The organism is Pseudomonas sp. Irchel s3f19, assembly GCF_900187555.1.
Taxonomy (GTDB): domain Bacteria; phylum Pseudomonadota; class Gammaproteobacteria; order Pseudomonadales; family Pseudomonadaceae; genus Aquipseudomonas; species Aquipseudomonas capeferrum.
On the sequence record NZ_FYDW01000002.1, the window covers coordinates 98,930 to 121,788 of the forward strand.

At 60.6% G+C, this 22,859-nt stretch carries 19 protein-coding genes; 2 read left to right on the forward strand and 17 right to left on the reverse strand.

All coding sequences use genetic code 11. The features are described 5' to 3' along the window. Positions 1 to 11: 11 nt before the first annotated feature. The 3 genes from CKW22_RS04380 to CKW22_RS04390 form a co-directional block, all read right to left on the reverse strand. The gene (locus tag CKW22_RS04380) at positions 12 to 464 is read right to left on the reverse strand and encodes a hypothetical protein (RefSeq protein ID WP_095063823.1); all 453 of its coding nucleotides are present in this window, start codon (positions 462 to 464) and stop codon (positions 12 to 14) included. Positions 465 to 563: 99 nt separating this feature from the next. Further along, positions 564 to 983, reverse strand: coding sequence for a hypothetical protein (locus tag CKW22_RS04385; protein WP_095063824.1), 420 nt, complete (start codon positions 981 to 983; stop codon positions 564 to 566). Between the two features lie 156 nt (positions 984 to 1,139). Then, positions 1,140 to 4,727 (reverse strand): DotA/TraY family protein, encoded by a 3,588-nt coding sequence (locus CKW22_RS04390; RefSeq protein ID WP_256577282.1) that lies wholly within the window; start codon positions 4,725 to 4,727, stop codon positions 1,140 to 1,142. A 921-nt stretch (positions 4,728 to 5,648) separates the two neighbouring features. Between CKW22_RS04390 and CKW22_RS04395 the strand changes: the two genes are divergently transcribed. Both CKW22_RS04395 and CKW22_RS04400 read left to right on the forward strand, forming a co-directional pair. Beyond that, the gene (locus CKW22_RS04395) at positions 5,649 to 6,245 is read left to right on the forward strand and encodes a hypothetical protein (RefSeq protein WP_095063825.1); all 597 of its coding nucleotides are present in this window, start codon (positions 5,649 to 5,651) and stop codon (positions 6,243 to 6,245) included. 11 nt (positions 6,246 to 6,256) lie between these two features. Further along, positions 6,257 to 6,610, forward strand: coding sequence for a hypothetical protein (locus tag CKW22_RS04400; RefSeq protein WP_095063826.1), 354 nt, complete (start codon positions 6,257 to 6,259; stop codon positions 6,608 to 6,610). A gap of 133 nt (positions 6,611 to 6,743) precedes the next feature. On the opposite strand, the gene CKW22_RS04405 is transcribed toward CKW22_RS04400, so the two are convergent. From CKW22_RS04405 to CKW22_RS04470, 14 genes are all read right to left on the reverse strand, one after another. Further along, positions 6,744 to 7,592 (reverse strand): hypothetical protein, encoded by an 849-nt coding sequence (locus CKW22_RS04405; protein WP_095063827.1) that lies wholly within the window; start codon positions 7,590 to 7,592, stop codon positions 6,744 to 6,746. A 37-nt stretch (positions 7,593 to 7,629) separates the two neighbouring features. After that, entirely contained in the window at positions 7,630 to 8,208 is a 579-nt protein-coding gene (locus CKW22_RS04410) for a hypothetical protein (RefSeq protein WP_256577283.1), read from the reverse strand. After that, positions 8,208 to 9,050: a hypothetical protein gene (locus CKW22_RS04415; protein WP_095063828.1), complete on the reverse strand. Its 843-nt coding sequence runs from the start codon at positions 9,048 to 9,050 to the stop codon at positions 8,208 to 8,210. Before CKW22_RS04415 ends, CKW22_RS04410 begins: the two co-directional genes overlap by 1 nt. A gap of 174 nt (positions 9,051 to 9,224) precedes the next feature. Continuing rightward, a complete protein-coding gene (locus tag CKW22_RS04420; RefSeq protein ID WP_095063829.1) occupies positions 9,225 to 10,016 on the reverse strand; it encodes a hypothetical protein in 792 nt (263 codons plus the stop codon). 12 nt (positions 10,017 to 10,028) lie between these two features. After that, a complete protein-coding gene (locus CKW22_RS04425; RefSeq protein WP_095063830.1) occupies positions 10,029 to 10,997 on the reverse strand; it encodes a hypothetical protein in 969 nt (322 codons plus the stop codon). Positions 10,998 to 11,131: 134 nt separating this feature from the next. Continuing rightward, positions 11,132 to 12,451 carry a type IV secretion protein gene (locus tag CKW22_RS04430; RefSeq protein WP_095063831.1) on the reverse strand — a complete coding sequence of 440 codons (1,320 nt, stop codon included), beginning with the start codon at positions 12,449 to 12,451 and terminating at the stop codon, positions 11,132 to 11,134. 79 nt (positions 12,452 to 12,530) lie between these two features. Beyond that, positions 12,531 to 12,803: a hypothetical protein gene (locus tag CKW22_RS04435; protein WP_095063832.1), complete on the reverse strand. Its 273-nt coding sequence runs from the start codon at positions 12,801 to 12,803 to the stop codon at positions 12,531 to 12,533. A gap of 48 nt (positions 12,804 to 12,851) precedes the next feature. Next, complete coding sequence (locus CKW22_RS04440) at positions 12,852 to 14,051, reverse strand: ATPase, T2SS/T4P/T4SS family (protein WP_095063833.1); 1,200 nt, start codon at positions 14,049 to 14,051, stop codon at positions 12,852 to 12,854. Beyond that, positions 14,048 to 14,995 (reverse strand): type IV secretory system conjugative DNA transfer family protein, encoded by a 948-nt coding sequence (locus tag CKW22_RS04445; protein ID WP_227696468.1) that lies wholly within the window; start codon positions 14,993 to 14,995, stop codon positions 14,048 to 14,050. Before CKW22_RS04445 ends, CKW22_RS04440 begins: the two co-directional genes overlap by 4 nt. Positions 14,996 to 15,009: 14 nt before the next feature. After that, positions 15,010 to 15,510 carry a DotD/TraH family lipoprotein gene (locus tag CKW22_RS04450; protein ID WP_227696469.1) on the reverse strand — a complete coding sequence of 167 codons (501 nt, stop codon included), beginning with the start codon at positions 15,508 to 15,510 and terminating at the stop codon, positions 15,010 to 15,012. Positions 15,511 to 15,591: 81 nt separating this feature from the next. Next, entirely contained in the window at positions 15,592 to 16,116 is a 525-nt protein-coding gene (locus CKW22_RS04455; RefSeq protein ID WP_227696470.1) for a transglycosylase SLT domain-containing protein, read from the reverse strand. 2 nt (positions 16,117 to 16,118) lie between these two features. Beyond that, the gene (locus CKW22_RS04460) at positions 16,119 to 16,736 is read right to left on the reverse strand and encodes a hypothetical protein (protein ID WP_095063835.1); all 618 of its coding nucleotides are present in this window, start codon (positions 16,734 to 16,736) and stop codon (positions 16,119 to 16,121) included. A gap of 109 nt (positions 16,737 to 16,845) precedes the next feature. Continuing rightward, positions 16,846 to 19,785 (reverse strand): TraM recognition domain-containing protein, encoded by a 2,940-nt coding sequence (locus CKW22_RS04465; protein WP_095063836.1) that lies wholly within the window; start codon positions 19,783 to 19,785, stop codon positions 16,846 to 16,848. Positions 19,786 to 19,796: 11 nt separating this feature from the next. After that, positions 19,797 to 22,859 (reverse strand): type IV secretion protein DotO, encoded by a 3,063-nt coding sequence (locus CKW22_RS04470; protein ID WP_095063837.1) that lies wholly within the window; start codon positions 22,857 to 22,859, stop codon positions 19,797 to 19,799.

The following is a 22,859-nucleotide window of genomic DNA, read 5'->3' on the forward strand; positions in this document are numbered from 1 at the left end:
ACAACGACGGCTCAGGCTTCATTCAACTTGAGAATGTGGGCCTTTATTGCGTTACCCGCGCGCTCCATAAAATCTCCGTAGAACGCCTCACCCAGGTGGAGCAAGGGTGAGCCGTCCAAGGAATCTGCCGCCGCATCCAGCGCAATGACGCCGAATTGCTCCGCAATAATTTCGATACTGCGTGTGCGCATTTCTGGGTGGTCGTAGGGCTTCTGGTACCACGTGGCAATTTGGTACTGAATGTCATTTCGCTCGAATGCTGCATACAAATGCTCGGCTAACGCAATGACGGTTTCGCGGATCAGGCCGGGGTCGATAGCGCGCTCTTCGAGCAATGCTTCGACGGGGGCGTTGGCAGCCGCGAGCAGGTCAGCAGTGGTGTAGCCTGGCATCGGCGGAAATACCCCAGGGGGTAGTTCTTCGTGGGGACCAGACGCTTGACGCGTGTTTACGTCGTCGTGCATGGGATGCTCCTAGCGCGGCACTGTAGCCTGAATACTAACTACAGATATGGTGAAAATCAATTTTCTAACAGGCTATTTTGACAAAAAAAGACGCAGCGATCAGCTCGCCACCCTCACCTTGTCAAAGGCAAGCCCAGGGCCATCCTGCAAAGCTTGTACAGCAGCGCGGTACAACAGCGTCAGATCTTGCCTGGCTGCGAGCACCTCACCGTAGAAAACCGCCGCCACGAAGGGTGCCACCCGAAAGAAGTCAGGCAGCTCACCTTGAGGGCTGGCGTGCAGCGGAAAGATTGGGTTGGCAGGCGCAGCCAGCTCGAACTCATAGCCGAACCCGCCCAGCCCCGTACGCTCGGATAACGCCTGGGCAATGCACAACACGGCCACCAGGCCGATATCGGCTACATCGTCGGCATACAACTCCCCGCCATCGTAGAAGAACTGTTCACCACGCACGATGGCCTGATCAGCCAGCCCGGTAAGGAGCCGTCGAAGCTGGTCTTCCAGTGGATTATCAACCATGCGAAGCCTCTGCTCAGCGCGGCCTCAGCCGCGTATCAAGTTGCGCACACCCATTGCGCGTCACCGTCCAAGACAGCCAAGGGCGGGAATAATTCCCCGCCTGCCGGCTATCCGTGGGCAAATGGCCACCCGCTCGGAGCAAGGCGGCCTGCCTGCTTATCGATCTTCTTCGTGGCCGACATTGGAGCGGCCGGTAGCATAAGGCTCACCGGCACGCGATGTGCCGCGACCGGTCCACTGGCCATCGGCACCCTCCTGCGCAGTGCCGGCGGAGCGTTCGGTAGCTGTCGCTTGCCCGCCTTGGTGACTCGCCGAGGATGCCCCGGCAGCAAGCGTCGCGCCGCTGAACTGATGGTCCTTGGCCCCAGCGTCGCCTGCCCGCCCAGCGGAGGCTGCAGCCGGCTGCTGAGCACCGCCATCCGCGACGGACGCCGCACCACCTGGTGCAGCGCCGCTGGCGGCATAAGGCTGCCCGGCAGACGCCGTGGAGCGACCCGCCGACTGGCCAGCAGCACCAGCCTGCGCGTTGCTGCTGGCACCGTCGGCAACGGCCCCGCGCCCGCCCTCGTTACTGGCCGAGGATGCCCCAGCAGCAAGCGTCGCGCCGCTGAACTGATGGTCCTTGACCCCAGCGTCGCCTGCCCGCCCGGCGGATGATGCAGCCGGTTGTTGATCGCCGCCACTTGCGCCGGTCGCCGCACCGCCCGGTGCAGCGCCGCTGGACGCATAAGGCTGCCCGGCAGACGCTGCCGAGCGACCCGCCGACTGGCCCGCACCGCTATCCTGCGCATTCAGGCCGGAGCCGTCGGCAGCTGCCGCTTGCCCACCTTCGTTACTGGCCGAGGACGCCCCGGCAGCAAGGGTCGCACTGCTGAACTGATGGTCGCTGAGCCCGGAGTCATCCGCACCGCCGGCAGATGAGGCGGCTGATTCCTGATCGCTCCCCCCTCCGACAGGTGCTGCCCCGGCCGATAGCGATTCCTTGAACGCCTGGATACGTGCGTCAGCACCTTCGTGATACGCCGCCTTGCCTTCCGCACCAGCAGTCGCAAACGCTTGCTTGTAATCGGCCCCGGCGGCGCTCGCAGCAGACGCCAGACCGGCACCGGCCGTCAACGCGCCCGCCTTCACCCCATCACGCATGCGCCCACCAATAGAGCCTGCTTCCGAGCCGCGGAACGATTCCACGCCCGCACGGCCGGCAGACAGCGCGGCACTGCCGGCGCTGCGCATGGCCCTGCCTGTCGAAGCGGCACCCCCCGCAACTGCCCGGCCCAGGGCAACACCAGCTGCATCACTGACTCGCTGGCCGTTCGTACGGCTGTCACTCGGTGCACTGTCGCCGGTCGCATCCGACTCCCGCGATGCCGCCCCACCTGCGCCTTGGCCGTTTGCACTGAGCAGTGGCGTGCCGCCGCCTGAGCCGCCGCCGCGAGGCCCACCCCCCTTGGGATCATTGGGCGAACCGCCATCAGGCGGTGGCAGCCTGCCCTGGGTGCCGCCACCCAGGCGCATGCCGGTACCACTGCCCTGAACGCTCGAGCCAACCCGGCTCATGCCGCCTCGCATATCAGCCACCGCACTGGTCTCACCCATGCTGCCAAGGCCCCCGCCGATCCAGCTGAGCACCTGGTCAGGCAGGGTCTGGGGCAAGCCGAAGATCATGTACAACACGGGCAACAACGTCAGCCCGAACACCATGAACCACCACGCGAAGGTCAGAAACTCCGAAATGATGCCCACATTGCCCGAGGAGGTCACCACCGCACCGCGCATGGCGAAAAAGCCCTGGGCTATGTAGTCGATCACCGGGTCGGACACCAACACCGCCGCGAACAGGCCAAGCACGGCCAGCGCCGGGCGAGCGAACAGCGACAGCAACAGCAGGTAGCCTTGCGTCTGCGAGCCCACGAAAGTGCGGTCCGGCGTCATGTGCATCACAGCCCAGAGCGGCGCCGCAATGATCGACTGCAACACAGCGAGCAACCAGCCAACAAAAACGATCATGAACAGCGTGTAGGGCAAGCTGGGGAGGAACACAGCAAAATAGAACGCCAGCGGCTCGATGTAGCTGGCCATCAACGCCAGTTGCTTGACCGGCACCTCCATCACCCAGTCCCACAGCGGGGTCACGACCTTGTCCAGGTCCAACCCGTTGCCCAAGCCTTTGACCGACGAAAGCGTACCCGCAAGCACCCTCACCGCTGTTCCCGCACTTTTGATGGCGACATCGGCCACCAGAATGCCGGCGCGAGCTACGACCAGGTAATCACCCACGCACTTCATGCGGTTGAGCGAGCCCCCCATCTGCCCCGCCGTTCCGCAGAGCGGCGTCTGCCCATTGCTGCCCGCCCCCGTGGCGATCTCCACCACGTTCAGCATCACGCCGTTGACGAACGACGACATCTTCGCATCCATGTCGGCGCGCAAGGTGCTGACACTGATATCGCTGCCGGGGTCCTTGGGGATCAGGCTCGCGATGTCTTCGGGCTTGGCCGAGGTCGAAGATTTGTAGCTGGTTTTTTCTTCTGCCTTCTTGTCGATTGCCTCAGTGACCGTTGTCACGCTGTTGGCCAGCAAAAAGAACCGGGCATCGCCAGGCAGTGCGCCCAGGGAGGGCGCACTGACCGCACCCACCGGCTCGGCAAGCACGCCTGCAATTTGCCCGCGGACCATGCCTACACGCTGGAACCACCCCCCGGCTGCCGCCCAGCCATCATTGGTAAGCGTCTTCAGGAAGTCGTCGAGCCCCCCGTTGACACCCGACGCCTGGTTGGTGACCTGGGCGACGATATCGGTCGCCACCTTCTGCTCCCACTTGTTCACAATGACGTTGAACTGGCCGGAGTCGACTTGATCCCAGCCCGTATCATTAATGGTGGCTGGCCACTGCCGCACCCAGTCATCCAGCTCTTTCATCATGTTGATGGCTGCTGCGCGCTTGATGCCCTGAACCTGCACGCGCATCTGCTCCAAGGCTTGGGCAGTGGCATCCGTCTTCGTCTGCGCCTGGTATTCGGCCACTTTCACAGAGCCGCAAAACGCGGAGCCGCCCGCCAGGTTGGTAACCTTGTTGCGGTCTTTCAGGTCGAAAACCCATTCCTTGCGGCCATCCACAATGGTGAATTTGTCTTCGGTCCTGTTCTTTTTCGCGCCAACTTCAGGGAGTGCACCTGAGGCGGTGTTGTCGGCATAGATCGAGTTGGCCGCCGTCGCGCAGTAAGACCCCGCCAGGTAGCCGCGGGCAAAATCGCGCAGCCCATAGAAGTTGCCGGGAGAGTTCACCCCTTCGACAACACCGTTCGGGGACAGAACCCCCATGGCCATGCCCGCTTTATAGGTGCCGTTGGCAAAACCAACGCCCCACAAGGCGAACATCAGCACGATGAGCTGAATGAAAGAAAAGCCACTGGTTGTCGGCAGCAACACGGCGCCACCTGCCACGATCCGTACCGGCGTCCACAATGAGGACCAGCTCTTGCCCATCGCCTCACCGTCGTTGGCGGTGTTGGTCACGCCCATCACCGCTACGTACGAGACGATCAGCGAGCCGATGATCAGGATCCCGCTGTTGAAGAAGCCGAACATCGTCGCAAGGATATTCGCGCTTGCCTCAACCGTATTGGGGTCGGTGCCTTTGACCAATGCATCGATGACCGGGCCGAATATCCGGCCTAGCATCTTGACCGATTGGTCGGTGCAGGCGCTTGGATCGCTGCACGGAGAGAACGGCATCTGAGCCATTGTGAATACCTACCTGAATCGAATTGCGGACGGATTATCTGAATCGTTCGCGACGAATTCCCCTTGGAGTGCTCCGTCGTCCTTGAGATGAGCTGTCGTGCAGCCGCGTAAGCGAAGGCCTAGACGGGCATGCGTTCTAGCTTGAGCCATGGTTCCACCCTGTGAGCCGTAATCCTGCGGATAGCTAAGGTCGGGCAATCTTAAACCAGACATCACAGAATTATCAAAAAAATGTTACGAAAGAAAACTAACAAAACGATTTCAGAACGTGTGCGCTGCTGAAAATCGGCGATCTCGCAAGCCACCCAAGCTTGCCAGCTCACCACAGTAAAACCTATCAAAACAGGCTATAAACAAGCTTAAATCCATGAAAAATCATGAATACTGCTTGAAATGCACATACGCCCCCTGGGGTTAAATCGACCTCCATTCGCATACTCGACCCGTTCTCGAATGATCCATGAAATGGCGAAATTTCATCTTCAATTAGGCTTTCACACGGCTGCAAAACCGCTAAAAAAGTAGATTGCTCTTACGCAGCCCCACCAGGCACGCAAACGCAACAACAGGCGAAAACGCCCGTATCACTGGGGTTTCAGCGCCTAGCTTGAAAATGGGCGGTTTTTTTCGTGCTCAACCCGCCTCGGTACATCCGGCCATGGTGGGGGATACTATAAAACACTGAAAAAAGCGTTTGACTCGACTCGCTCACAAGAAATAAAACAGTAAAAATGCTATGGTCACTCATGGCAGACGCACCCAGGTCTGCGAGGGAGCACCCACAGCACGTCGCAAAGCCGCAATCGACGCTTCGCATCAGCCGATGCGACTGGCGTACGGTGAGCCGCGCAGGGAAGCTGACGTTGCTGGATGCCGACTGATTCGGGCACGTTCAAGCCCTGTGAAAAACGACGGACATAGATGCAGCTATCAATACGTGATGCCAGCCGATTCGTGATCGGCGCCGGGTTAATGCGCCAGAAAGCCATCGAGGCCTCGGGCAACCCGGCAATTAGTTTTGAGAACGTAGCGCAAGCCGCACTGCGCGAAGGCCCCGACGGCCAGAAAATCCGGCAAACCATCGACACGCTGGCTGACCAGGAATCGGCCTGGCTGCGCAATACGCCGCCTCACACCCTGAACTCCGATCGGGTCATGCAGAGCCGGGCCGCCGAAATCAGCGCATTCACAGCCATCCATCGCGCCGTGATCAGCACCGTGGCCTTCGACGCGGCCCCACAAGCCGAAAAAGGCGCCGCCGAAACCGAACTTCGCCAATCGCTGCTGCATGTACTCGAAGCGATCGACAACACGCCCGGCTCACGGGCCGACCGTGAAGGGCTGCTGAGCAATCTGCGCGATCAGGTGGTTGCGGTAGCGGGCGACGGCGACTTCATGAAGCGCGCGCTGCGCGACAGCGAACAGGCGTACCTGGCCGCCGACCTGGACAAGACATTTGCCCGTTACGCCAATCCATCGCTGTCACGCAGCGAGGGCCTCGACGACTACAGCATGTAAGGACGCACGCCATGCCGAGCGCACAGGATTTCCAGAGCTTCACAGCCTCCGTATTCCCCTCTCAAGCGGCGGAGATCGTCATTGACAAGCAGCCTGTTCTGGCCGATTACGGCCGAGAGCTGCGCAGCGCCATCAACCAGCTCCCACCCGAAGCGACCCGAACACTGCTCAGCGAGTATGGCGGCGCGACCGCGCAGGTCGTCACCTCGATCGAGGACGCCATTCTGCTGCGCGAGTTTGCGCACGAGCGTGCCGCTCAACAGGCGGACCTCAGCCAGGAATGGCTGAACGCCGCAGACAGGCACGGCCCCGGCATCAATGAGGCAGCGGTGGCGGCTGACGATACATGGAACATGGCGCCATGACCGCCCTCGGCAACTGAGTGGCGCAGTAAACGCAGGCAAGTACCCCGCAGCATGGAAGATGATGGGCAACCACCTCCACACTGCGGGACTGGGCTTGCCGGCGATCAACTGCGCAGCAAGCCCACTGGCAGCGCTAGCGTGCAGCCGCCGAGAACTGCCGGGAGTGGTCTTTGCAGCCCATCGATGCCACCGTGAAGCGCACTTCATAGCGCGAATAGTCGCCAGCTGAAATATTCGAAGGCCGAGGGCCTTTATCGACGGCCTTGCTGTACCCAAGCACCGCCTCACAGGCAATCAACTCACCGATCTGGGTGTTGAGCTCTGCCACTCGCTTGCGCATACCCTGCGCGAAGCCAGCATCGTCCAGCACCACCGGCGTGCGCTCGGGCGTGGTGACCAAGTCTGCATACTGCCCATCGGCAGCACCCATGAAGCTCACGCGAATGGAGATGTTGCCGTTGCGATCAACGCGCGGATACCCGGCAAAACGGACCTTGAACTGGTTGATCGGCGCTAGCTGGCTGACGGTTCGGCCGGCCACTTTTTCCCAGTAGGCATTGGACGGGTTGGCAGGGTCATAGGCAGGCACGCCCCTGTCGTACGGCTTGCCCGCCATGCGCAGTTGCTCCTGGCGCAAGAAATAGCCGTCGCGGCAGGTTTTGCTGATTTTTGCATCCATGGGCTGGCCCGACTTCGCGCTGTACAGCATGGCTGCGGCACATTCGAAGTCGTATTGCCCGTTCAGGTACAGGTACTCGCCACTGTTGAGGGGGCTCAAGCTGTAGTTGAGATCCAGCCCACCACTGCCCGCGCCACCTGCGATCCCGGTCACGACGCCAGTAGGCATCAACGAGGCCAGGGAATTGGCGGCCTCATCGGAAAAGCGAATCTTGGTAGTCCCGTCCGGCATCTTCTCGGTGGTTACACAGCCCGCCATGGCCACAGCGGCCAGAATAGGCAGGATGAGTGTGCACTTGGTCATGCTCGTATCCTTACTTGTGAATTCTGCTTGAGCGCGATCAGAAGAACCGCCCCATGTCTTGCTGCTGAACTTTCGCCTGCTGGGTCTGCTGCAGTTGCTGCACCACATCGCCTGGGCGCATCTCGACAGGCTCGCCACAAGGCTCACCGACATCGATCACGTAGCCGTCACGCACATTCACATGCACGAACCGAACGAACTTGGCGCGCGCCATGAGCGCACGCTTGCTGCTCTCATCAACAAAAATGCCGAGCGACAAGGGCGGCATACGGGCATCCATGAAGCTGACGCCTTCGACCGACAGGTACAGGCGATCGGAGACGTAAGCGGCCTGGAAAGGCATGTGAGCAGCCCAGGCCGCCTCGAATGGCTGAACACCCACATACAGGGTGTCGCCCTCCAGCGCGAAACTGAAACGCCCACTTTGCATGGGCGAAAGCAACATCACGCGCTCATGCCGGGGATGACGCAGCACTTCGTCCCGCTTGAAGTTCGCCGTCCAACGCAGAAAGTTGGCGTAGGCCACCACTTGCCTGGCAGCCCGCGTTACCCGTGCCCGCTCTTCTGCGCTGATTGCCGGCCCCACATCCTTTTGGCCCTGGTTACCCATCTGCATCAGTCCTCGTGCTTTTTGCGTTTTTCCAGCATGCCGAAGAAGTCATCAAGGATCTTGTTCAACATCTTCTGCGGCGTGTGGCCGAAGTTTTTCGCATGTTCGGAAACGCGCTCATGGTTGTCATTGCGCAAGGTGTAAGAGTTTGACGGGTCCTTTTTCCGATTGCGGAAGGAAATAAGCCCCGACCGGCGCGCCATCGACATCATGCGCTCGTAATCCGTGTGCGAAATGTTGAACTTCTTGCGGATATCGACCTTGGTCAGCCGCTCATCCGCCTTCATCAACCGCACACTTTCCAGCATCAGGTTATGCAGCTGGTTCAACCGCACCAGGTGGTTGAAGCCACTGTCGATCTGCCCACGCTCTACTGCACCGCGATCGGTGTCGGGACGGGCCAACCCGCTCGATAGGTTCTTCAGCACGACTTCATCGGACAGATCAAGCGGGTTTCGGTTCTTCTTCGTTTCTTTAAAGTCGGGCGACTCGCCGCTCAGGTAGTACACCGAGCCTTGTTTGGCGATTTCCACTTCCAGGAAAGAACACGCCACCATGAAAATGTCTTCGGTGCAGAGCTTGCGCGACACGCCTTGCTGAATGGCTTCGCGGCTCAGCGCCTCACCCGCGGCGCGCATGGCGGCGTGGGTATGCTTGGTCCGCTGAATGTCCTGGACCATGTTGAAATACGACTTCAACGGCAGCACCTTGTCAGACAAGTTGACCAAGGGGTGCAACTCTTTGACGGTATCTGCCAGTACATCCGGCGAGGGGACCAGCAGCGACCTCAGGCCTTGGGCAAGGGATAATAATTTAGCCCCGTCTTTTACTTCATTCGCTGGTCGCATATACGTACCTAAAGGTTCTCCAATCCAAAATAGTCTTCACGTGCTGGCGGGCGCAGAACCCCGCTCAAGCAGAACAGCAGACGAAGGCTTCACGAGCATCGCCTGCTTATCTCCAATCCTGGAAAAGATCCTCCTTCGGCACCTGCATAGCAGCGAAGATGGGAGCAATTGAAATCATTGCGGTGCCAGGCATCCGAGGTCTCCGCCCTGCCCTGGGTCAAGCCCCATGGACTGCAGCGTCTGCTTGGTCAGCTCGACCTGCGCCTTGATCGACTCGGGATCGTTCGCCATCTGCTGCGCGACAGCATTTTCAATCGGCGACTGACTGGAAGCAAGATGTGACAGAGTCGACAATACGGCAATGACCAGAACGGGCGGCACGACCCACGCCAATACCGCCTTGCGCCGGCGTGACCGGGCCTGGCGCTCTGCGTCGCTGGCGGCCTGCTCGCGCAGCGCCTTGCGTGACGGCTGGGGCGCTGCAGCGTGGTACTGCGCACTCGCCACAACCGGCTGCAAGGTCTCCGGCTGCACGCTAACCTTTTGCGCTTCTTCGCGCTGGAAGTAGTCGTTCAGGGCCTCGTTCAAACATTCCGAAAGCGCCTGGCGCACCTGATAGGCAACCAGTGCCGGGTCGATGTGGGTGAGCGCGCCCTTGCGATCCGCCTCGGCATGGAACACCAACTGCAGGGCAGCCAGCTCGTAGCTCGACAACACGTCGGCATCATCCTGGATCGCCAGGCTGACACTTCCCGTCAGCATGCGCCGGTGCCCATCATCTTCAGCGGCGTCCAGGCCTGCCACCACCAGGGACAGCTGCTTGAACGCCTTGGGGATGCGCACGGTGCGGGTAGCCCGCAGCGCGTCATGTGGGCTCTGGCTGTCGAACACCACCAACAAATGCTCGGCCGAGCCGAAGAGGCGGATGCTGGGGTCGAATACGAAGTTCGGGGCTTTGGCTTTCATGTACTTTGCTCCTTAAAGTTTTCCAAAGATGTCTTCAAGCACGACGGCCTGCGAAAGGCCCGTCATCATCCTTGGCTTCCCTGTGCGGTGGTCGACGAAGAAGGCAGCCGGGACACCCGCTTGCTCCTTGCCGTTGTTTTCGAATGCTGCGTACAGAAACGCCAGGTTGGTGCTCAGCTGCTCCACCGTCTCCGGCGAAGGCTCGGAGCGAATCTGTTCGTGCTTGCCGAGCACCCGCTCAAGCGTGTGCTGGTCCTTGGCCTGCAGGATCGTGGCAGCAAGCGGCACGCCATCTGCCGGGTTGCCCAGCGCAGCCGACGGGATCCACTTGATGGTGTGGCCCTTTGCCGCGTAAGCCCTTGTTAAGTTGTACGCCTCGCGACAATACGGGCAGCGTGGGTCGATGATGATGTAGACGGTATCGCCGATATCGCCATCGCCTTCCTTGACGCCCGCCAGCGAGTCAACCGTCTTCATCGATTCAGGTACCGCGCCCTGGTATTTACCGTCCATGGCTGCAGCTTCCCGCACGTTCGTGGCTTCAACCGGCGACATCTGCGGCGCGGCCGGTGCAGCGGCTACGGGCGGGCTTGCCGGGCGAGTGTTGTTCAGCTGGGCCACACCCGGCAGGAAGGCGTCGGAAATGTTCGCGCCTGTTTCAGCATTCCAGGCCACCCCGGTGAACAGCACCGAGGAATCCGGTGTGCTGAACAGCACCACTTGGTGGCCGTTCTTTTCCACGGTCCAGGCAGTCAAGCCGCCCAGGCCGACAGGGCGGGCGTTGACGATGCGGCCGTAGCGCGATACCCGCTGCGCAGTCAGGTCATCGAGTGGCTGTTGCGCAGGGTTTGCCGCAACGGCACCTTGAGCGGTGATGAAGGAAGAGAGGTCTGCCGTTTGAGCAGGGTCGGCATGGGCGGCTGAAACCCCCGCCGCAAGCGCCGCCAACACGGCTACAGGTCTTGCAATCACACCTTTCATGGCTCGATGTCCTTATTAATAATCCAATACGACCGTATTCTAACAAAAAAGTAGAACTTGGCACCAAAAAAACAAAAAAGGGCCATCTTTAAAGATGGCCCTTTAGTGGTACTGATACGCTCAAGGCCGCACCGTCAGGGCGCACCCTCAGCAAGTGCTGCCGCCTGGGCCGCAGCATGCTTTTCTTGTTGCACTGCCTCGTAGCGCTTCTTGTCGGCATCCAGGTACTTGTACGCCGACATGGCTTGCTCAAGGCCGTTAACCGCCTTGTCGAGCTGAGGCTCTGCCAGCGACATACCCGCTTTGCACTCGTAAAGAAAGTGCGACAGGATCCCCGGCGCCTCCGGGAAGCCCGCCTGGCGCCCGATGGTCTGCAGGGCGTACCACATGTCCCGATCAAAGAAACGCAACCAGCGCATCTCGGCCGGTGGCAATACCCCCAGGCGCCGCGCCTGGAAGAACATGGCGAAAATGATGGTTCTGACAAACGCATGGGCGTGCAGGATCGCGCTTGCGTTAGGGTGCTTGATGTACTTCTGAATGATCGCCCGCGGCACTTCCAGTGGCACTTCAGGTTTCAACCACGCATAAGGCTCGGGCGCGCCCTGCCCCTTGCTGCCCTTGCCCGAAGGCGCTTTGAACTGGTCCCAGCACCAGGCAATCATGTAATCACTGTCGGCCATGGCCGCCTTGAAGGCGGCGTCGTCCAGGGCAGCATCCGTGGCAACCACGCGGGGTAGCGCGATGGCCACCAGCAGGGTTTCGGCAGGGGTCAGGTTACCCACCCGAGTCCAGTGCTGGCCCAACTGACGACGCATCACCTCGGTGGCTTTTTCACGATCCAGGGTAGGCGCCCAGCTGCGGTCCGCCTGCTCTGCCCACCCGCTGATCAGCAGGTGCTCATAGGCAAACTGGCGGGATGTCTGCGACATGCCGAACACCGGATGATCAAGCGGCTGAGCAATCAGGTCGAGTTCCGCGAACATACGCAGGTGCGGGTACTGCGCCTTGCTCTCTTGCACATAACTCTTGATGTTGTGCGTCTTGGTGAATTTGAGTTTGGGGTGGGTCTTGTTGATGCGGATGAACATGCGCACCGACAGCACCACCATCACCACAAGCAGGAACCCGTTCACCACCAGGGAAGACGAGGTGATTTCACTCCATGCCACCGTCGAAAAATCGCGCTGGCAGGCGCCGATAATACCGTCCGGCGCACACATCCGCCCGACCCATTGGTTGATCGAAGCAATACCCGGAAGCGCCGCGAATTCGCCCGCAACGCTCAACAGCCAGAGCTCCACGTAACGGATGTAGACATAGACAGTCGCAATCTTGTCATGGGCGAAAGACCATGCGCCCCAGCCCCCCAGGTACAGCACCAGAATGATGCCGATGAGCACGGCGGGGTCATCCCAGGTAAAGCTTCTTTGCCCACCGCCTTGCTGTTTCATTCAACGCCTCCCTGGGCCAAAAATGCCTTCACACCCGCAACGCCGCCAAGCCATGTGACGGCCCTGTGCAGCGTGCTTTCTACCTGACCAGCTCTTTGAGAATGTTGTGCGTGGTGCGCACCCGCCCTACCAGGAAAACCCCGGCCTGGCGAAACACCGCGCGCACGGTCATTTTTTTCACGACTTCGATGTAGACCAGGCCGAACGTCATGCACAGCGCCAACGGCAGCAGAAACTTCCACAACGCTGGCACCAGCAGCAACATCAACCAAGGCAAGGCGGCGCTTGCGTTGATGACGAAAAAGCGTGCCGGTGGCGCGCTTCTGCTCCAGTGGTACCGTCCCTTTGCCATAACCCCTCCAAAATCTCGTTTGCAATGCCATTACAGGGCGCTCCCGGCTCAACCGTGCCGCAGATCGCGGGCGGTCGACTCGCTGATCAAACCTGCTGCCAGCAGGCGATCTGCTTCAGCAGCAAAGGTATGCCCTTCCTCACGCACGAATTCGGCGACCCGCTGGGTCACACGGCCCATGTCGGTCAAGTCCATCAAGGTGTCGCGTACCTGCTCGGTGAACCGCAGCCAGGAACGGGCCGCCGTACGCTTGCCATCCACCGTGGGCACGAGCTTCTGCGCCATCATGAACCGGCTGGTATCGACCAGGTCGTAAATCGCGGTCGCCCGCTCCTGTTCGGGGAAGCGGGAGATCATCCTGCGCATGATCGCCGCGACATCCTTGGCGTGAACCGTGCCGAACACCGGGTGGCCTGTCAGCGACAGCTCGACCGCCGCCCGAATGGTTTCCTGGTCACGCAATTCACCGATCACACACAGGCCGGGCGCACGCCGCATGGCCTCGCGGTTGGCCCTGTAGAAGTCTTTGAAGTGCGTAGGGATCTGCGACTGCACGAAAATCGAATGCTTGCTCTGAATCTTTTCGTACGTGAATTCGATGGGCTCTTCGTGGCTGATCAGGTTGCCCTTGATCGGCGTGTCATTTTCAAGAATGAAGCGGTTGATGGCGGCAAAGGTGGTGGTCTTGCCATGGCCGGTCGCCCCCGCGATATACACGATGCCGTCACGCGGCGTGGCCATCCTCACGATGTCTTCGCTCAGGCCTACGTCCTGAATCCGCGGTGGGTCGTCGGGGATCGCCCGGATGACGATCTGGCAGGACGTATCGCCATGGCAGGCAATGGGCGAGGCGTTGACCCGGTAGGCATAACGCAGCCGAGCACCGCGGGCATCCTTGCGCTGCGGGTCGAACAACTCGTAGCGCTCGTTGACTGCAGTACCGGACACGATATCGGTGGTGGCTGTGTCGCGGTTGGCGGCCATCTTGAGCAGCTCGTTGACCTCCCCGACATCCAGCGCACGGCGGGTGACCGCATACAGACGGCCGTACTTCTTCACCACGACCGGCAATGCGGGCTGGATGAAGATGTCGCTGACGCCATGGCTCAGCGTTTCCAGCATCATCGCCTTGAACTGCTCGGCACGGTCGAAGCGAAAGGGGTCTTCATAACTGGTCAGCCGTTCCAGGCGCTCGATCATCGCACCGGGTTCCAGCATCATCACGTCATCGTGAAAGTCCTGCTTCATTGCGGCCCGCCTTCACTGCCCGAAGGCTGGGTGCGCAGCTCACCACCACCGGGCACGGCAAATGCCTTGGCCGCACCGGGCTGGCTGGAAACACCAGGCGCCGGCGCCGGGCTGGGTGCACGCGGTGCCGGCGGCCTGCGCACAGGGTCGGCTGCGGTCGACGTTGCAATCGAACTGCGCCATACATTCATGTTGTCGTTGAACTGCGGCAACGCGGTGATGCGCAGCAGGGTCTCGTCCACCGCCATGGTCTGCCCCTCTTTGGTGACAGGGATCGCGGCACCGGAAATGATCGGCATCGTGATCTGGCCGTGGCGGGCGAACGTGCTGAAACGGCGCATGCCATCGATGTCGCGGTTCATCCGGTCGAAACCATAGGTCAGCATCAGGTTGGCCTGCTCGACGCCTTGCTTCCAACCGTCACGGACGGCCAATTTCCACACGCGTTCTTCTTCGTCCGAGCGTGGCATCAGCGCCGACACCAGGGACGTGCGGTCCATGGCGGGCAGCGGGAAGCTCAGATACTCGCGCCAGCTTGGCGGGACCGACGAAAAGCGTGCCTGCGACTCGATCTTGTAGGACGCGCCCGAAAGGCGAAGCGTGTAGTCACCGTCCTGGTTGTACAGGTCGCGCGCCTCGGTGATCACCGGCGGCACCACACGGTCCTGGATCATCAGGTTGCTGAAGTCGTAGACCGTATCGAACTCACGCTCGCGCTCCTTCAGTGCCTTGTTGATGTTGGTCAGCTGCCACGCCAGGCCAGCCTTTACCCCCACCTGCAATGCCGCATCGAGAATGGCCTCGCCGCGGGCCGCCGAGGCCTGGTTCTTCTCGTCACGCATGGCTTCCACGGCCGACCTGGCATCACCGGCGTCACCCTGCTGCTGAACATAAGCCGGCTTGTCGTAAAGGCGCTCAGCGTCTTCGAGGGTCATCGGGGGCATGTCCATCGCCATGTTCAGCCCCTCCCCAAAGCCAGCGGTACAGGCTTGTAGATCAGGCGCAGCGTGTTGGTGCTCTTGTCGAGTACCACATCGGCGCCGGTGTCGATCTGCACGCCCACATCCTTGAGTACGTTAATGGGCGTGGCTTTACGCACCCAGATGTTGATCGGCTTCAGGTCCACGCGCTTGCCGCTTTCGACATAGGCATAGCCATAGCGGCTGGCGAACGTCTGCAACAGCTCCTGGGGCTTGCCGATGAAGTCGATATCCACCTGGTCGGTGTCGACCGCAGCCTGCCTGGAGGCCGCTTTGACGCGGTCGGCCGTCAGCGACGAAACATAGTTGTGCTGCGAGTTGACCGCCACGGCCACCTTGTCCGCGATGATGCGGCTGGCAAAGGCCTCGGTGTCATCGGTGGTCGGTTTGGCAGAGCTTGCGCACCCGCCCAGCACAAACAGCGCAAGCAGCATGCCCCCAGCCTTGCAGCCGCGTGCACCCATGAGCATTCCTTTCATGTAAAAACTCCTGAAGTTGTCATTCTGATCGACCCGGCGTGCCCTACGCTCAAGCGCTTCGGGCACTGGCGGTGGCCTGTTCTACTGGTAGCTCACCACGTACTGGGCGTGGCGCTGCTGTTCGAGGTACTTGCCCCATTTCACCGCGAGCGGAATCAGGCCTTTCTTGTAGATGTCGTTGAATTTTTTGGTACGGGAATGGTAATTGGCAGCGCGGGTCCAGAAATCCTGACCGTTTCTTTCGTCGAGCTTCTGACGCAGCAGCCATGCTGCCAATTCCGCGTTGTAACAGCCCCGCCAGGCGACATCGGACTTGGTGATTGCCGGGTATGAGGCGAACACGCCTTTCGGGCCCCAATGGGTGGTGTTGATCTGGAAGTGGCCAAGGTCGAAAGTGCCGTTGCTGTTCGAGACACTCTGCCCGTTCTTGCCACTTTCCTTGCTGGAAATGGCCAGCAGCACATTGGCAGGTACGCCCTGGCGCTGGGCTGCCTGAACGACACATTCGATGTCCGCCGGCCGCACGGCATAAAAGTCGTCCGCCTGGGCCAACGCGGGCCACAGCGTCAACGGGACGACTACGCGGTACAACCACTTGCCGGCCATGCTCAGATGATCCACTTCTGGTGCTGGAACCAGAACCAGAATGCCCCTTCGACGAACAACTGCCCTGTCGAAACCTGCCAGCAGCGGTAGGACTTCTTCATGCCGAAGACCCACAGCGCGAAGCCGATCGACAGCCAGTTCAGGGCCACCATCACGCCCGCGCCGGTTGCGAGCATGTAGATAAACCCGAGGATGGCGACAACGCTAGCGATGAAAAACGCCCTGGAATGCAACCGGTGGTTGCGAGCGATGCGGTCGATCTCATCGCGCTCGATGGTCGTCAGCTGTTCTTTGACCCGCTCGTTGCGATAGCGCGCGGCGTGGTCCCGGACCTTCTTGACGTCATCCTCTTCGAACAACGCAAAGTCGCAGTTGTTGCAGCCCCAGCTGTGCAGTACGCGGATCTTGCCCTTCGGGCTTTGTTCAAGCTCCTGGTGATCGCCTTCGGCCTTGAGCAGCACACCCCGCTCGCACTCCGGGCAGGCGGGGCTGAAATTCGACTGCCACAGCGACTTGATGTGCTGGTTGCCCATGCGCAGCTGGTTTACGCCCAACGCCGCCATCGGCATTTTGATGAACGCGTACTTCGCTACTTTCTTCCCTGTGCTGAACAGCCCCATCGCCTCACCATAGCATGCAGAAATTCTAGTTTCTGATTATCTGTCAGATTTATATCGTCGTCAATTTATGACACAACCATCAAACAGCTTCCGACCAACGGGTTGCCACTTAGCTGTCTGGCTGCCCCTTGATCAACTCACGGCATCGCGCATCCAGGTCACTCAACTGTTTGCGTACCCCAGCCACGCCGAGTGCTTCAGGCTCGGGCGCGATGACATAGGCCGTTTCGCGGGCGATGGCATCGCAGGTAGTCTGGATCCGCTCCTGCGCGGCCCATTTGTCGGACAACGATTCAAAGCCCTCGCCGGCCGCCATCAGCTGCATGTCGAGCAACTGCTGCGGCTCGGCAATGGCCAATTCACCCTCCCACGCCGCGTCCAATACCTTTTCATCCGGGGCGGCAACCACCGGCGCCACTGCCGTCTCAGCGATCATGTCCGCCACGGCCAGCAGGCTTGCTTCGATCGACGCCTGGCTCAGCGGGTCAGGTTGCGGCGTGGGTGCAGGCGCAACAGCAACTTGCGCCACGGCCTCAGGCGCTGGCGTTACCGGCAACGGCGCAGCGGCCGGTGGCTTTTGCAAACTGCCCGACAGATATGCCCCAAGTACAGCGAACGAGGTGTCCAGGCGGCCAAGCACAGGCCGGTCGGCATCTGCATAGTTATGCTCGAAGGCGCTGTGCATGCGAGCAAAGGTCGGGTCGCCCTTCACCACCGAGCGCACCCGCTTGGCGAAAGAGCCGTCTTTCAGGCTGTCGACAAACGCCTTGCGCGACGCCCTGCTCTGAGGCAGGTCCGAAGGCTCTGGCGGCTCGACAGGGATGAAGTCGTTGATCCGCATTTCTTTGGGTGCAGGGCCAGCGGTGTAGAAGCCAAGGCCACGGATAAGCGCCACGCCACCGGTTTTGCCATTCTGCGATTTCTTGCCGATCAGGAATGTGAATTCGCCGTTTTCCTGCATGGCGACGTCGTCGTAGTTCAACCGGCTACGCTGTTCGATCGCAACATTGTCGGACTGGCGCAGTTTTTCATTGGCGCCCCCCGGCGAGCGCTCGAAATTACCTACCATGGCCTGCGAAGACTCCGCCGCCGCACCCTGCACGCGCCGCCAGGTCTCGGACTCGGTACCCGAAGTCAGTCGGCCGACGGCCCGGATATTGGTGTTTTCCCAGGTGGCATCGGCTTCTTCGGCACTGGATTTTTTAAGCGAAGAGAAGTCCTGCGCGGCAAACGTCACGCTGAAGCCCAGGCTGCGCGCCTGGGCCGGGGCCACCGCGAAGCCGACCACGGCGTAATAGCCGTATTCATCGAGGATGGTATAGAACGGGAACTCCGAGCCCGTGGGGCGGCTGTCGATGATTTCGCGCACCACCCCTTCAACCCGGTTACCCAGGCAGCCGGCCATCATCTGCTTGATGCTGCCGACGATCATCTTGCCGAGCATGCGCATGCTGTCCGGTGCCCGCTCCAGTGCAGGCAGCAGCACCACCAGCAGCCGTCGGTTGATCACCACATCGTAGAAATCGACATCGCCGACCCGGGTCTTGAAGATGTGCCCATAGTTGAACGTCAGGTCGTTGAAGATCCGCCCCAGCTGCATCACGATGTAACCGTGTTGTTCGAGGGTCTTGGTTTCCTGCTTCTTCAACTTGGCTTTCTGATAGCCCGGCAGCGTCAGCAGGTACGAGCGCAACGGTGCGACGATGACATCAAACATGTCGCCGTATTTGCCACCGTGCTCCCACACCAGTTCTTCGATGATGTTCAGCTCGAAGTATTCCAGGTACTTCTCTGGCGACAGGTTGATGTGCCCCTTGTCACGCAGGTAGGTCAGTGGCCGGGTCAACGCCGCCACGAACATGATTGCGCGGCCTTTCCACATGTCGCCGCCACCGCCCGAGTCATCCATCAGCGAGACGATCAGCTCGATCAACATGCCGGACGAGGTGTTCCCCATCATGTTCATGTTGTTGGTGACCTTGTCGACCTGCTTCTCCACGAAGTCGCGGCCAGAGGTGATGAAGTTGATGATCAACAGGTCATCTTCACGCCCCAGGTAGCGCGACAGGCGGAATATTTCCTTCTGCAGCTTGGGGTCGCCCTTGCCATCGACATAGATGAAGCCCGTGTTCTGTACCAGTGCGTTGAACACGATGCCCAGCAACAGCTCGGTATTATGGGTGACCAGGCTGTCGTCGGTGATGTACAGGTGGTGTGGGTGATCGATCTCGATGCACTGGCACTGCGCCTGGCCGGCAGCGGTGACTTTCCAGACCTCTGCCCAACCGTCGAACTTGGCCGTACCGCGCTTCTTGCGCACCTTCGGCAGCATCACCACGACGCCACGGGCCATCAGCGCCCGAATGGCATCGGTGGTCACGGTATGGGCTTGTTCAGTGCCGTCCGGTTCGCGGCTGAGGACGCGCCACAGGTGGTCGCCGGTCGCCTGGGCACGGCGGCCGTCGCGCGTGGCGATGGTCCAGATCGGCTGGATGCCCTGCTCGATCACCCGCAACACAGCGGCGTGCTTGCCATCGGGTGTGCACACGCTATCGCCCACCTTGACCTGGCCCATCGCAACCCAGCCCTTCGGCGTGAGTACCTTGGCATGCTTGGGCTGAGGCTTGCCAGAACCGGTGGTGCCCAGTACCAGCTGGTGCGTCCTCAGGTCACTGTCGCCGGCGTAGATCTGCTCTTTGGTTTCCAGGTCGTTGCCGAAGAGGGTGACACCCTCGCCCTTCTTCTTGCCCTTGTAGGAACCATCGTTGACATCCGCCAGCTTTGGCACCCGGTACGGGAAATCGAACGCCCGGTTATCCACCGCCACGAACTTGCGCTTGAAGGCCCAGGCCAGCAGCAACAGCAGCTCACCCGAAAAAGGCACCTTGATCAGTACCAGGGCCAGGATCGGCAACGCGAACGTACCGAACACCGCACCTTCGGCAGATTGAAAGAAGTCACTGAAGCGCTGCCCGGCCAGGCGAGTATCTTTGCGCCGCCGGCTGCTGCTGACTTCATGCTGACGGGATGCGCCCTTGTACTGAGCCATCTGTCGCCCCCTTAAACCACGTCTTCGAATGCACTGGCGCTGATGTAGTCAGCGACCAAATCCTTGGCGATCCGCGCAATCACGGACTGCTCCATGTCGTCATCGACAAACTCGACGTCCTTGAACGTTTCGCGCTTGAGCCGCTCGACCATGTCCTTGCAGCCCCCTGACGGGAAGCGTCGGGCAAGCAGCGCCAACGCATCCGGGCGCGGCATATGCTCATAGAGCATGGTGCGCAGCTTGCGGTCTTCGGCGGTGGTGGTCAGTGCCCAGAGCCGCATCGGCCCGGCAGACATGGTGAACAGCTGGCTGTAGCTGGCATTCTTGGTCTCGAAACGCGCCAGGAACGTACAGCCGTGCTTGTTCGCACCGTGGACGAAATTGACCAGCGCATGTTCTTCGGTATCGGAAAGGCCAATGTTCTTGCGGAGCCAGTCGCGGGTTTCCTTGGTGCCCGAGTCGAGGATGAACGTGGCCGTGGCGATCTTGGTGAGCGGGCCGAAGTCCTCCATCAACTGGGAAGCGAGGATGATTTCCATGTTCCACTTTCGCGCCTCACGGCCGTCGGTCTGCATCTGTTCCTGAAGCCCGGAGTGGCCGCCCGTCTTGTGGAACTCGTCCATGCACATGACCTTGTATTCGTCTACCAGGTCGGCGACCAGACGCTCGTAGAACGGCAGGTACTTCTCGGTGAAGAAGGGGAAGTCCTCTTTCGAGAAGGCCACCTTTTTCATGAAGCACTGGCGAGCGATCATGTACATCAGTGCAGTCTGCTTCTTGGCCGAAGCAGAGCCCTGCAGCGCCACGTCCTGCAGGTCGAGGGCAACGATGCGGGCACTGCCGACGTCGAAGCGGGTGTGGTCGGAGAACACCGGGAAGTCGCCGACCGATTCGCGAATGCCAAGGATGAAGGCATCGACCAGGCTGCGCCCCACCTCACCAGAGCCTTCGTATTCGGCGCGAACCTCTTCGGTCGATGCCACCGCTACCAGATCATTGAGGGTCGGCACCGCATAGCGCTGGGTCACCTCGGCTTCGTACACCATGCCGGCGTCGAACATCGCATCGACCAGTTCCCAGTAGGTGGTGGCAGGAAGAATGCGGAAGCCCAGCTGCGCCACCGCCGTGTCCACCACGTCGTTGTGCCCGGGCTTGTAGGTCTCCGGGCTGGCCCGCTCGATCTTGTCGTCCTTGCGTCGGTAGGCCAGGTCGACCATGCGCCCCACAAAGTTGCTCATCCCTTCGTAAGGCTTTTCGCGCTCGGGCGGCGTCACCAGGATGGTCAGGAAGTTCTTGTTGAACTCACGGTCCTTTGGCAGTGGATAACGCTGGCCCAGCGGCGTATCAAGCGGGTTGATGCAGTCTTTTCTGGCGTTCTGCAAACGTTTGTACACCACCAGGTGATGAAGCCTGGGTGGCAGGTTGTCGCGAACAAGATCGCAGAAGCCGGACGAGGAAATCCCGATATCGGTAATGCCGATGTAGGGCAGGCCCGTCAGGCCCGGCATCAGGCAGGACTCGAAATGGTTGTTGTTCATCAACACCGATTTGCCCGAACCCGGCTTGCCGGCGATCAAGGTGATCCATGTGGTCTGCTGGGACGAGAAGCGCTGATACTTGAGGATCTTGCCATCCAGGCTACGGTAGATGGTCGACCCCTCCTGGAACGGCGACGCGGGCCGGGTCAGCGGCAGCATGGCCACCGCATCGCCCAGCGGCGCGGCCGCAGGGTCGCCGAGGTGCTTGGTGGTCAAGGCCAGGCAGTTGGACTGGAACGCCTGCATCGGGTTGCCGGTACGCTCGATGAATACCGGTTGCCCCCATGCCTCCAGGGTGCGCCACAGCTTCGATTTGCGCAGCGCAAGTTCCTTCACGCCTTTCTCGTCGGGGCTGGACCAGGTCATCGCGGCAATTTGCAGCTTTACCATGCACTCGCCGTCGCGCACACGCTCGCGCAGTTCTTTGGTGGCCAGGTTGATGTTGCGGTTCTGTTCGGAGGTGACCGAAAGCAGTTGGGCAAACAGGCTTTTCCAGGCCAGCACACTCATGCCATCGGAAGACAGCATGATCGACATGGAGTACGGCAAGGCCCTGGACACGCCGTTTTCCTGGGTTTCTGCACGGTTGAGGCTGTTGAACAGGGTATTGAAGTACTGCGGCTCTGCCGGCGGAATCGACATCAGCAAAGGCGCATACACCCGCGAGCCGACCCTAACGCTGGTGGGGTCTGGCAGCAGGCTTGTGCGCTGGCCACTGCCAATTTCGCCAGAGGTGACCATGATCTGACTGGGCAGCGTGGGGTACATGAACTCCGACTTGTCATTGCTGCGGTTGTTGGCCTTCCAGCGCATCGGGATTGCGCTGCCAGGAATGTAAGGCTTCCAGCTACGCGGAGTAATGTCGGGGTTCACCTTGGCACGGATTGCGCGAATCGCTTCGCTGACGTCGAGCACATCGGCCGAGCAGCCGAACTCGGGGGACGTCAGGTCTTCGGTAATCTTGGCGACGAAGGAAAGGTGGCGATCCTTGAGGTAGGAGATGGGGCGCAGCAGGTTCTGCGCCTCGGCGGTAGCGGGCCAGTCCGAGGCTTTTCTGAACTCGTTGGTGGCTTCGCGGGCCATCGTCTTTTCAGTCTGGTCAAGCAGCGCGGGCCGCGACCAGAACACCAGGTAGCATTCTTCGTCATACACATACTGCGCGTACTTTTTTACCCCTTCATTGATCAGGTGGCGTACGTTCAGGTTCAGCCGCTCGGCGGTAGCCGCCTGCTGCAAGGCGTTCTGCTCCAGCGGCGCGGTGGCATCCAGGTCACGGCTGAAGACAATCTGCAGGTGATGGCCGCGCACCTTGAAGTACACGGCAAGCGATGCTTCCAGCAAGCTCACGAGCCGTTCGAACTGTTCGCGACCCAGCACGCTCTTGGTGCCGTTGAAGCGCACGATGGAAGCCAGCGAACCGTCGTTGGCGACGATGGACTGCCCACCATCGACCGTCTCCAGATCGCAGTAGTCCTGCACGTCTGCTTTGAGCTGGCTCAGAACCGTCAGGATCACCGCCTCGAGTTTGTTAAACAT